Source organism: Anabaenopsis sp. NIES-4685 (genome assembly GCF_059725405.1).
Genome location: NZ_AP043602.1, coordinates 857,266 through 869,835 on the forward strand (window position 1 = coordinate 857,266; position 12,570 = coordinate 869,835).

Here is a 12,570-nt window from a genome sequence, read left to right on the forward strand (position 1 = left end):
TGAGAGCTTCAATCCAGATAATTTTAAACAGGTATTAATTATTACACAATACAGTTAATAACCATTAACTGTATTCTAGGTAACCCACTAGTCCACTTTCAGTGGACTTGAGCTATTAGACAGGGAATTTATTCCCTGGCGAATGGAAGTAGACACCAATTTCCCCCTTACTCCTTAGTCCTTACTCCTCACTCCTTACCTGTTCCCTGTTCCCTGTTCCCTTTTTTATTTACCAACAGTTTTATTTAAAAAAATTTACTTAATTTTGACATCACAGCGGATCTTTGACAAGTGTCATAGGTTATACTACTGGCTAATAATTCCCTTGGCAGTTTCACAAAATTACAAAGTACTAGATTAACATCTGGTGCGGACATCTCCAATGTGCGGAAATAGTGCGATCGCCATCGGCCATAACAAAAACAGCCCCGTATAGTAACAGATTAAATTTACATTTTCAACTTCAGGGATAGGACAACCCTTGACTTTTGTAGCTCACAGATATTTTAGGAAAAGGTGATTTATCTATGGTAACTAGTGCTTCCAACCATCCCAACTTAGTGATTAGTTCCCTGACAATTCCCACAGAGGTAACTTGGGGCGAAACCTATGAGGTTTCTTGGACGGTCACCAACCAAGGTGAAACAGCAACCACGAGAAGATATTGGTATGATGAGGTTTACTTTTCACTTAATGACCAACTGGGCAATGACTTTTACTTAGGTGGTTACGAATATGAAGGGGCGGTATTAGCACCAGGGACAGTTACACTGGCTCTGCTCAAATTACCGTCCCCCCCGGATTTAGCGGAACTGGATATATTTTTGTTGTTGCCAATGAGTATAGTGAACAATTAGAGACAGACAGACAAGATAATCTAGCAGTCCAAGCAGTACAGGTCAGTGCTTCTGATTTATTGGGTGATTTACCGGATTTAGTCGTCACCTCAATTACGGCGGCGGAATCTGTGAGGTGGGGGAAACTCAGGAAATATCCTGGACTGTCACTAACCAAGGTAGTCAGACAACTGGGACAAACTACTATTGGTGGAGGGATAGGATTTATTTTTCCTTAGATGAGAGTTTTGATGAGAATGATATATTTGTAGGTGAGTATTCTAACTATTATTATAATCAACAACTAGCTCCTGGGCAGAGTTATACAGCTTCACAGACAGTCACAGTTCCCCCAGGGTTTACAGGTAGTGGGTATTTGTTGGTAGTGACAAATTCCTATTATAGTCTATACGAGTCGGATATTACTAATAATGTTTTGGCGCAAGCAATTGAAATTAACCAAGTTGATTTACCAGATTTAGTAGTCACAGCAGCAACCATTTCCACTAGTACCGCAGGTTGGGGTGAGTCTGTAGAAGTAAGTTTGGACCGTGACCAATCAGGGAGAAGCTATAGCCAATGAAGATTGGTATGATTATATTTATCTATCCACTGATGACATATGGGATGATAGCGATCGCTATGTGTCCGATTTCTGGGCTGGTAATAGCCCCTTGGCAATAGATGGAAGTTACAGCTTAACAGGCAATATATTCATTCCTTATGATGTAGCAGCGGGTAATTATCATCTGCTAGTAGTGACAAATCCTGACGATTATTACTACTACCACCAACAATATGAAACAGATGAGACTAATAATACCTTTGCAGTTCCCATTACCATCAACGAAGTTGATTTACCAGATTTAGTAGTCACAGAAGCAACCATTTCCACTAGTACCGCAGGTTGGGGTGAGTCTGTAGAAGTAAGTTGGACTGTAACTAATCAGGGAGAGGGTATAGCTAAAGAGGAGTGGTATGATTATATTTACCTATCCACAGATGACATATGGGATGATAGCGATTACTTCCTGTCCGATTTCTGGGCTGGTAATAGCCCCTTGGCAATAGATGGAAGTTACAGCTTAACAGGCAATATATTCATTCCCTATGATGTAGCAGCGGGGAATTATCATCTGTTAGTAGTGACAAATCCTGACGATTATTACTACTACAACCAACAATATGAAACAGATAAGACTAATAATACCTTTGCAGTTCCCATTACCATCAACGAAGTTGATTTACCAGATTTAGTAGTCACAGAAGCAACCATTTCCACTAGTACCGCAGGTTGGGGTGAGTCTGTAGAAGTAAGTTGGACTGTAACTAATCAGGGAGAGGGTATAGCTAAAGAGGAGTGGTATGATTATATTTACCTATCCACAGATGACATATGGGATGATAGCGATCGCTATGTGTCCGATTTCTGGGCTGGTAATAGCCCCTTGGGCAATAGATGGAAGTTACAGCTTAACAGGCAATATATTCATTCCTTATGATGTAGCAGCGGGTAATTATCATCTGCTAGTAGTGACAAATCCTGACGATTATTACTACTACAACCAACAATATGAAACAGATGAGACTAATAATACCTTTGCAGTTCCCATTACTATCAACGAAGTTGATTTACCAGATTTAGTCATCACCACCGCCAGCGCACCAGCATCAGGTAACATAGGTAGTACCATAGAGGTATCCTGGACTGTCACTAATCAGGGAATAGTAACAGCACAAACAGATTGGTGGGACGCTATTTACATCTCAGATGATGAGGTATATGATTACTGGGATACATATGTATCAGATGTATATATTTCTGAGCAAACACCCTTAGCAGCAGATGGTAGCTACACCATCAGCAGTAATATTACCTTACCGAATACAGCCACAGGCAACCGTTACCTGTTATTCCGCACTGATTATTCATGGAACGGTCAAGTCGAAACAGATGAAACTAATAATACCTTTGCAGTTCCCATTACCATCAACGAAGTTGATTTACCAGATTTAGTAGTCACAGAAGCAACAATTTCCACCAGTACCGCAGGTTGGGGTGAGTCTGTAGAAGTAAGTTGGACTGTGACTAATCAGGGAGAGGGTATAGCTAAGGAGGAGTGGTATGATTATATTTACCTATCCACTGATGACATATGGGATGATAGCGATCGCTTAGTGTCCAGTTTCCATTCTGGTAATAGCGCCTTGGCAATAGATGGAAGTTACAGCTTAACAGGCAATATATTCATTCCTTATGATGTAGCAGCGGGTAATTATCATCTGTTAGTAGTGACAAATCCTGACAATTACTACTACAACCGACAATATGAAACAGATGAGACTAATAATACCTTTACTGCCAACATCACCATTGGGGGAACATCCAATGATACCCCAACCTTAGTTAATCCCATTGACGACATCACCACCCTAGAAGATGAAAGCTTTAACTTCACCTTCCCAGAAAGCACTTTCAACGATATAGATGTAATTAACCCCTTTAAAAATTTAGTAATCTTCGGTGATAGTCTCTCTGATACTGGTAAGTTATACACTGCTACAGGTAACCTGTTTCCTCCATCGCCAAATTACCAGGGGCGTTTTTCTAACGGTTTAATTTGGGTTGATTATTTCGCCGATGAGTTAGAATTTACCACCGAAACTGTGAAAAACTTTGCCTTTGGCGGTGCTACGACCAGTGAATTTAGCAGTAATCCTTTATTACCCTTTCCTATACCAGGATTACTCACCCAGGTTGAGGAATTTATTGATTTAACTGCTACTAATCCTATTGGCGCAGATGGATTGTATGTGATTTGGGCTGGTGCTAATGATTTTCTATCGATTCCAGCAGATGTCAACCAAGCTATCACTGATGCTGTAAATAATATCAGTAGTGCCATCGGTATGTTAGCAGAGTCAGGCGCTGAAGAGATTTTGGTAGCTAATTTGCCAGACTTGGGATTTCTTCCTGGTTTGAGAAATACTCCTAATGCTCCAGGTGCTACAGCTATTACTATGGGCTTTAATACTGCTTTAAGTGCAGCATTAAACAACTTAGCGCCCAGTTTGAATGTCAATTTATCTTTGATAGATAACTTTGCTTTACTGCAGGAAGATAACAGTGTCCTCCAGGATTACGGATTTACTAATTATACTAATCCTCTGAGTAATATCATTGAAACTCTATCTGCGGATGAATATTTCTTTTGGGATGACAGACATCCTACTACTAAAGCTCATCAATTTATTGCGGAAAACTTGAGAAATCAACTGCTGAATCAGCAGGTGATTCCAGATTTCATTACCTATTCAGCCACATTAGAAAATGGTGAACCCTTACCTTCATGGTTAACCTTTAATCCGGTGACTCGCACCTTTAGTGGTACACCGGGTAATGAAGATGTCGGTACTGTTGATATTACCCTCACTGCTACAGATACAGCGGGTACAAGTGTAGGTGATACCTTCGCCTTGACAGTAGTAGACCTCCTCAATCCCGCCGATATTGACGGTAACGGTAGGGTGACCGGTGCTGATTTATTGTTCATTGACCAATATCTGCTGTTACGGAATAATCCTAACGTCGATGCGATTCTCCAAACTTCCTTTAATCTCTTTAGCACTGAAACCGTGGGAGCCACAAACACCACAGGTGCAGCTTTAAGGAGTGCGATCGCCAATGGGGTCAACAACTTAGCTTTTGACGTTGATGGTAATGGTCAAGTGACAGGGGGGGATATCTTCTTAATTCGTCAAGGATTGTTACTCAAGAATCATCCTAACGTCAATGCGATTCTGGAAACTACCTTTAATCTGTTTACTAGTGAACTCACAGGACCGAGAAATACAGGAGCCGAAATTAATGCTTTCACCTCCGGGTTGCTGGGGTAGGCTACGCCAACACCCAGCGACTAAAATATATAGTAATTAGTCATCAGGAAGTTGGTTCCCCAGAAAAACCTTACAATGGTCAAACAAATCAAACCTAATTACTCTAGTCTCTGGATTAACCACATTGCACAAGTACCCCAAAATGCTTGGGATGCTTTAGCAATACCCCTGAAAACCCCGTTTTTAGAATGGGATTGGCTGAATAATTTGGAAATATCCCAGAGCGCGACGGCGAAAACCGGATGGTTACCCAATCACTTAACACTTTGGCGAGAGGGGACTTTGATAGCAGCAGCGCCACTGTACCTGAAAGGACATAGTTATGGTGAATTTGTCTTTGACCAGCAATGGGCAGAATTAGCCCATCGCTTGGGAATACAATATTATCCCAAACTACTGGGAATGACACCATTTACCCCCGCTGAAGGCTATCGTTTTTTAATTGCTCCGGGGGAAGATGAAGACTACATTACAGCCATGATGGTACATGAGATAGATTCTTGGTGTAGTAAGCATGGAATTTCTGGGTGTCATTTTCTCTATGTTGATCCTCAATGGCGCACTGTCCTAGAACGCCAAGGTTTTACCACTTGGTTACACCATAGCTACATTTGGGAAAACCTGGAGTTTAAAACTTTTGATGATTACTTAAAATTATTCAACGCTAATCAGCGCCGCAATATCAAGCGAGAGCGCAAAGCTGTGGAAAAGGTGGGTTTAGAATTTCAACCGGTGACTGGTGATGCAATTCCTCACTCTTTATTTCCTTTAATGTACCAGTTCTATGGTGATACTTGTGATAAGTTTGGCTGGTGGGGTAGTAAATACCTGACAAAGCAGTTTTTTGAGCAGCTACACACTAACTATCGCCATCGAGTGGTGTTTTTCCCAGCTTATCATCAGGAAGATCAAGGGCAACCTATAGGTATGTCTTTTTGTTTGTATAAAGGCGATCGCCTATATGGACGCTACTGGGGGAGTTTTCAAGAAATAGACTGTTTACATTTTGATGCTTGCTATTATACACCAATCGAGTGGGCGATCGCCCATGGTATCCAAAGCTTCGATCCTGGTGCTGGGGGACGACATAAAAAACGCCGTGGTTTCCCAGCTACACCCAATTATAGTTTGCACCGCTTTTACAATCGGCGCTTAGAAAAAATTCTCCATCCCTATCTTAAGGAAGTAAATCAACTAGAACAGCAGGAGATAGAAGCCATCAATCAAGATTTACCATTTAGTCAAACTTCCCCCAGTATTAAAATCCCGGAAGAATTAACATAGCATCCCCAAAAGAATAAAAGCGATATTTCCCAGCTATAGCTTGTTGGTATATATTTAACAACCGCTCCCTACCAATCAACGCACTTACCAGCATCAACAAACTAGAACGCGGTAAGTGGAAATTGGTAATTAAACCATCTACTACCCGCCATTGGTAACCCGGATAGATAAATAAATCTGTTTGACCACAGAATGATTGTAAATCCCCAGACTGTGCTGCTCCTTCCAAGGCGCGGACTACTGTAGTCCCCACTGCAATAATTCGACCCCCCGCTGCTTTGGTGGCGCGGATTTGTTCTACCGTAGTGGGGGGAACCGAAATCCATTCTTGATGCATCTGGTGATTAGTTACGTCTTCTATTTCCACAGGGCGAAATGTCCCTACCCCCACGTGTAAGGTGATGAAAGCTTGATTAATGCCGCGATCGCGTAACTTATCTAGTAACTCTGGGGTAAAATGTAATCCTGCTGTAGGTGCGGCGATCGCTCCTGGTTGCTGGGCGTAAACCGTTTGATATTGTTCATCAGCAGCAGTGGATGAGGTAATATATGGCGGTAGAGGTATTTCACCGAATTGCTCTAAAACCTCTATCAAAGGTTTCCCATCGGGGACATCAAAATCTAATAAACGCCCTCCCGTAGCTGGGTCGGTTGCTAAAACAGTAGCAGTTAGGGTACTGGGATTTTGTAGAGAATCTTTAGATGTAAAAAAAATTCTAGATCCTATTTTGAAGCGTTTCCCGGGTTTAACTAAAGCTAACCAACAGTTATATTTTCGTTCTTCCAAAAGCAAAACCTCTACCATAGCACCAGTAGATTTACTGCCATACAGCCTAGCTGGAATTACTTTTGTGTCATTGACAATCAGCAAATCACCAGGGCGTAACAAATCTGGTAAATCTCGAAAAACATGATGTACAGGTGCAGTTTCGGTAGAGGAATTTACCACTAATAAACGGGAGCTATCCCTGGGAAATACGGGATTTTGAGCAATTAGTTCCTCTGGTAATATATAATCATACCCACTCAATGAGTAGTCTAAACTCACATCTGGTGTTTCTGTGGTAGCAGTTACCGGTAAATTACTATGTCTTATCTGTTGCTCCATTGAATTCATCACTAACTCTGAGAACGCCGCACATTCAGGCAACACCATTCTTTCTTTTTTAACAGGTTATCAACAATCCAACCATTTTTTTCTAAGGCATCAGCCACAGTTTGAGATTGTTCTACTAAAATCCCGCTAAAAATTCCCCAACTACTGGGTTTAGTGATGTTGCTCATTTGTGGAAGCAACTGAATAATCACATCAGCCAAAATATTACAAACAATGCCATCTACTGGTTCTTGTAACCCTTCCATGACCATATCTACACTACCTTCCGCCGGTACTAAGGATACTGGGCTAATCCGATTCATGTCACGATTACTCACAGTTGATTGCACCGCTAAGGGGTCAGTATCCACTGCATAAACTTTTTTTGCCCCCAGTAGTAATGCTCCTATGGAAAGTATACCAGAACCACAGCCGATATCAGCAACTAACTGACCACTTTTACCCTGAAAATCCACCTTTTCTAGGGATTCCAAGCATAATTGGGTTGTGGCATGATTTCCTGTACCAAATGCTACGCCAGGATCTAGAAGAATTACCAGGCGTTCCGGTGCGGCGGGTATTGGTAGCCAGGCGGGATTAATCAAAAAGCGATCGCCTATTTTTTCCGGTTGCCAGTATTGTTTCCAACTAGTAGCCCAATCTTCCTCGTTAATTAACTCACAACTGAGAGTAGGGATAGGTGAGCCCACACACACAGCATCTTCATGCAACTGGCTAGAGAGCAACTCTAAATCTAGAGTTGCTCCTGGCAATTTTGGTAGGTAAGCCTTCACCAGACACAAATCACCTTTACCCTCGCTGGCTGTACCACGGCTGCCAAAATCTTCCAGTCGCCAAAAGATAGAATCTTCTAGGGCTGGATCACATAAAATCTGTAATTCCCACCAACTGTTTGTCATATTTACTTCTGATTTCAAGAAATGAGGCAGGCCTCATTTCTTCAAGTTTATAAAGTTACTGTGTATGCGTCCCGAATTCCCGGTACTTTGACAATTTCATCCAAAATGCCATCCGGCAATGGATCATCGATGCTCAGAGCCATGACAGCATCACCACGGACAATTTTACGGCCTACCTGCATACTAGCAATATTGACATTAAAACTGCCCAGGAGCGAACCAAGTTTACCAATAATTCCCGGCATATCACGGTGTAAAGTAAACAGCATATATTTACTGGGGGGTACATTAATGGGGAAACCATCAACGTCGGTTAAGTGAATTTCTTTGTCCCCTAATAAAGCGCCTGTTACCGAATGAGTTCCCAAAGTACCTGTAGCTTCCAGGTGCAAAGATCCAGCGTAGTCACGAGCTGAAGCGTCCCGGGTTTCAATCACCCGAATTCCCCGCTCTTTGGCTTCTATACTCGCGTTGACGTAATTCACCCGTTCCCGCAAGGCTTGGTAAAGTAGTCCTTTCAAGGAGGCGACAACTAAAGGCTGACTCTTATTAGTTGCGAGGTCACCTTGTAGTCGGACATTGAGTAACTCCACTCTTCCACCAGCTAGCTGTCCCACCAGTTTACCCAGGGTTTCTGCTAGCTGCATATAAGGCTTGAGTTCTTCTAGGACATCCGGACCCAATCCGGGTATATTCACTGCTGAACGCGCTGGTAGTCCTAAGAGAACGTCGCGAATTTGTTCGGCCACATCAATAGCTACATTTACTTGTGCTTCCGTTGTGGAGGTCCTAAATGGGGGGTAAGGATGACTTCTTTACCGAGCGATCGCAAATCAGACTCACCCAGTGGTTCTGACTCAAACACATCCAACGCAGCACCGGCAATTTGACCTTCTTTAATTGCCGCTGCTAAAGCAGCTTCATCAATGATACCACCACGAGCGCAATTAATTATTCTGGCTGTGGGTTTCATTTTTGCTAGACTTTGAGCATTAATTAAGTGGGTGGTTTCTGGTGTTTTGGGGATGTGTAGCGTGATATAGTCAGCTTGTTGCATCAGTAAATCCATATCCACTAACTGACAGCCAAGTTGTTCGGCTCGTTCTCTGGAGATAAAAGGATCGTAAGCTAAGAGTTTCATTCCCATAGCTTTAGCTACTGCTGCAACATGGGAACCGATTTTACCCAAACCCACAACACCGAGAGTTTTTTTATAAACTTCCGCCCCTACGAAAGTTTTACGATCCCACTCACCGCTTTTCACAGAAGCGTTAGCATCGGGGATGTGACGAGATAAAGATAACATCATCGCCAGGGCGTGTTCCGCAGCGGCGATGGTGTTACCTTCTGGCGAATTGACAACGACAATTCCGCGCCTGGTCGCTGCGGGAACATCGACATTATCCACCCCCACACCAGCACGACCGATGATTTTTAACTGGGTACCAGCTTCAATAATTTCTTGTGTAACCCGCGTACCAGAGCGGATCATCAGCGCATCATATTCACCAATAATTTCGATCAGTTCTGCTGGTTTGAGACCTGTTTTGACATCTACCGTAGCAACTTGGGTGAGAATGTCAATTCCAGCTTGGTCAATAGGATCGGAGACGAGAACCTTGGACATGATTACTTGATTTTTTGGCAATTTACAGGTTATGCAGCACAAGACTTTTTAGTTTAGTCTTTATCTGTGGCAATTGAGCAGGAGTTTAAAATTTAGCATTTTCATATCAACTTCTTACCTGGTGATGGTACAAGTAAGAAAGCATCAGTTGCACAGATATTCCGGTACTGGTTTATCGGATCTGATTCCGTAGCGTGGCGTCAGCCATAGACTATTAGTGATTTGTGGCACCCTTCCGGTAATATAAACCATGATCATAGCTACAAAGCTAATATTTTTATAAATAATGGCGTAAAGTTTTTTCTAGTAGTTTGACCAGAAAACGAGACCTGAGCCAATGGCTTTTAGACATGGGGATAAGTCGATAGCGACTTTAGTCGCATTAGAACGATTGACTTGCTTTAGCCACAGTGGTATAATTGCCAAAGGCAGTAAGAATAACCATCTACGTGATAATTCATCCTAGTGCGGAGAAATCCCGGCAACGGACATATCCAACTTGATTTGGAATAGTTAAAGGGCAAATAATGGCAGGATGTTGAGCGTACCTAACTGGCATTGCGATGGACTCACCAAAGCAAAAAAAATAAAAGTAAGCGCAATTGCATTACCTTTTGTACTGGTAGTTGTTTTGAGCGTGTAGGGTGTTTTTGCCAGCACCATTGAAGGTCAGTTTGGTGACTCTTCAAGAATCCCCCGGCTTTAGACGTGGGGAGTGTCAAATTAGCGTATACTCTATCCATATAGGGTGTGGGGATGTGGGTGAGTTTTCCCAGTTCAATCACCGCTCCCAGAATCCCCTCAACTTCTGTAGGTCGCCCATCCATTGTGCAGCTAGACTGAATACATTTGACTTCACTTGCTCATATGTCAAAGTTAGTTGGGCTGCTGTTAATAATGCTGGATGCTCGTCTTTTCCAGTTATCATATCTAAGTATATGATACTATACCATCCCATCAGGGTCAACACCTAGCTCACGTAACTTTGCTGCTAGTATTTCAGCGCGTTGGTGTTCTTGTTCAGCCCGTTGGCGTTCTTGTTCAGCCCGTTGGCGTTCTTGTTCAGCCCGTTGGCGTTCTTGTTCAGCCCGTTGGCGTTCCTGTTCCGCTTGCTCACTACTCCACAACAACAAATTACCTTCTTTATCCCACCACCGCAACCAATTCATATTTTGGCATAGTCTCTCACCTGGCCAAACTCCCAGGAATAATTCTAATTGCTCAATCCAGTAACGACCATTGTCATCTGCCGTCATTAAGCTATATTTTTCGTTTTCTAAACACCTGACTTCTAGAATCACTTCGTAGGGGTCATAGGTGATATAAGTGGGAACTTTAAGAATATGTTCATAAAAATATAGTTTACCGTAAGGTGGCGTTGAACGGATTGATAGTTCTCCATTTTCTGTGTCTGATAAAAATTCCATGACTACAACCACAGGATCACCTTCTAAATGGGGGGTATAACTACGACGAATCACCCCAGAGGCTAGGGGTTGGACTTGGGGAATATACAACCAGTCAGGCGCTTTGACAACTATTTTTTTGTTGACTGTCGCTACTAGACCGAAGTTAGAAGCAATTAACATCTGGGGTTGGATGCGTTGTGTGGCTCCTAGTGCATCGGTCAGTGCCGAAGCCAGCGCCGGTTGTTGAATATTTTCCACTGGATCATCGGGTAGAATGAATTCGGCGGGAAGAGCTTCCCAAGTAATATTTAATTCTTTTTGTGTTTTTTGAGTAGGGGGAATTTGTACCAACATTTAATTAACTACTCCTAATATTTCAGTATATTGGGTTAGGGAAACTGGCGATCGCGCACTTCTGATGCGTAATCTTTCACCGCTTTGGTAATTGTCTCTCGCAGATTTGTGTAAACTTTTGCAAAGGGTGGGTGCTTTTCTCCCAAACCTAGGACATCCGAGGTGACTAACACCTGTCCATCACAATCAACTCCCGCACCGATGCCAATCGTGGGAATATTTAATTTTTGTGTAATCTTGCTTGCTAAATCTGCGGGTATATGCTCTAAAACAATGGAAAATACACCGGCTTGTTCTAGAGCCATGGCCTGATGGAAAATTCTCTCCCTAGCGTCCTGAGTTTTTCCCTGTTGTCTTAGTCCCAGTTGATGTACTGATTGGGGTGTCAAACCGACATGACCCATGACTGGGATCCCCGCTTGTACCAGTCGAGCAATGGTTTCTACCATGGCGGGATAACCACCTTCTAACTTAACTGCTTGGGCTCCTGTTTCCTTCAAAATTAATCCGGCTGAGTGCATCGCCTGTGAGATGCTTTCTTGGTAAGTTAAAAATGGTAAATCAACCACCACTAAAGCCTGTTTGACACCACGACGCACAGCTTTAGCATGGTGCAGCATTTCCTCTAGGGTAATTGGTAGTGTTGTTTCGTAACCTAAAATCACCGCCAGTGAGTCCCCCACTAAGATTAAGTCTACCCCTGCTGCATCTAGAAGTTGGGCGATCGCATAATCCCAAGCAGTCAAGGCGACGATTGACCGCCCCTGTTGTTTCCATTGAATTAATTGCCCAGTAGTAATTGCCATTGTTGAACTAGGTAGACGCGAGACTTATGCCTTCTGTACGCGAGAGTGGGGAAGCTGTGGACATTGAGTATAGTCTAGTTTATTCTCCGGTACATTTTCGGGTTATGCCTCCTCTCGTCTCCATTTCCTCCCACTTGGGTACATTTAAATTGGACTTTTGTAAATCAGTCTTAACAAAATGTTTAAAACTTTATGTAATAACAAATTTAAATAAATAAGTTAAAAACTTTGAAAGAATAACTTATCAAATTCTTGATATATTGTAAGACAACATACAAATGACGTGGTGTGCAATTTCTTTTTCTTTCGCTTATCACTCTGCCGAGTTTATGTCAAGCAAA

10 protein-coding genes and 1 pseudogene are annotated in these 12,570 nt (G+C 42.5%); 5 read left to right on the plus strand and 6 right to left on the minus strand.

The genetic code is table 11. From position 1 onward, the window contains the following. The first annotated feature begins 527 nt into the window (after positions 1-527). The 5 genes from AC6IZ0_RS03665 (at position 528) to AC6IZ0_RS03685 (ending at position 6,017) form a co-directional block, all read left to right on the plus strand. On the plus strand, positions 528-857 hold the full coding sequence (locus tag AC6IZ0_RS03665; protein ID WP_497725141.1) for a hypothetical protein: 330 nt from the start codon (positions 528-530) through the stop codon (positions 855-857). Positions 858-972: 115 nt separating this feature from the next. After that, on the plus strand, positions 973-1,419 hold the full coding sequence (locus AC6IZ0_RS03670; protein ID WP_497725142.1) for a CARDB domain-containing protein: 447 nt from the start codon (positions 973-975) through the stop codon (positions 1,417-1,419). Next, positions 1,388-2,338, plus strand: a complete 951-nt coding sequence (locus AC6IZ0_RS03675) for a CARDB domain-containing protein (protein ID WP_497725143.1) — start codon at positions 1,388-1,390, stop codon at positions 2,336-2,338. The genes AC6IZ0_RS03670 and AC6IZ0_RS03675 overlap by 32 nt, the downstream gene beginning before the upstream one ends. Then, a complete protein-coding gene (locus AC6IZ0_RS03680) occupies positions 2,226-4,733 on the plus strand; it encodes an SGNH/GDSL hydrolase family protein (protein WP_497725144.1) in 2,508 nt (835 codons plus the stop codon). The genes AC6IZ0_RS03675 and AC6IZ0_RS03680 overlap by 113 nt, the downstream gene beginning before the upstream one ends. A 75-nt stretch (positions 4,734-4,808) precedes the next feature. Then, positions 4,809-6,017, plus strand: a complete 1,209-nt coding sequence (locus AC6IZ0_RS03685) for a GNAT family N-acetyltransferase (RefSeq protein ID WP_497725145.1) — start codon at positions 4,809-4,811, stop codon at positions 6,015-6,017. On the opposite strand, the gene queA is transcribed toward AC6IZ0_RS03685, so the two are convergent. The 6 genes and pseudogenes from queA to panB form a co-directional block, all read right to left on the minus strand. Then, positions 5,992-7,125 (minus strand): tRNA preQ1(34) S-adenosylmethionine ribosyltransferase-isomerase QueA, encoded by a 1,134-nt coding sequence (gene queA, locus AC6IZ0_RS03690; RefSeq protein WP_497725992.1) that lies wholly within the window; start codon positions 7,123-7,125, stop codon positions 5,992-5,994. The two genes, AC6IZ0_RS03685 and queA, sit on opposite strands and share 26 nt — an antisense overlap. A gap of 11 nt (positions 7,126-7,136) precedes the next feature. Further along, the gene (gene prmA / locus AC6IZ0_RS03695; RefSeq protein WP_271734454.1) at positions 7,137-8,033 is read right to left on the minus strand and encodes a 50S ribosomal protein L11 methyltransferase; all 897 of its coding nucleotides are present in this window, start codon (positions 8,031-8,033) and stop codon (positions 7,137-7,139) included. Positions 8,034-8,080: 47 nt separating this feature from the next. Further along, a pseudogene (gene serA, locus AC6IZ0_RS03700) lies at positions 8,081-9,660 on the minus strand (phosphoglycerate dehydrogenase). A gap of 569 nt (positions 9,661-10,229) precedes the next feature. Then, positions 10,230-10,487, minus strand: a complete 258-nt coding sequence (locus AC6IZ0_RS03705; RefSeq protein ID WP_497725146.1) for a ketopantoate reductase C-terminal domain-containing protein — start codon at positions 10,485-10,487, stop codon at positions 10,230-10,232. Positions 10,488-10,604: 117 nt separating this feature from the next. After that, the gene (locus AC6IZ0_RS03710; protein WP_497725147.1) at positions 10,605-11,423 is read right to left on the minus strand and encodes a Uma2 family endonuclease; all 819 of its coding nucleotides are present in this window, start codon (positions 11,421-11,423) and stop codon (positions 10,605-10,607) included. Between the two features lie 35 nt (positions 11,424-11,458). Next, complete coding sequence (gene panB, locus AC6IZ0_RS03715; RefSeq protein WP_280791961.1) at positions 11,459-12,229, minus strand: 3-methyl-2-oxobutanoate hydroxymethyltransferase; 771 nt, start codon at positions 12,227-12,229, stop codon at positions 11,459-11,461. Positions 12,230-12,570: the final 341 nt, after the last annotated feature.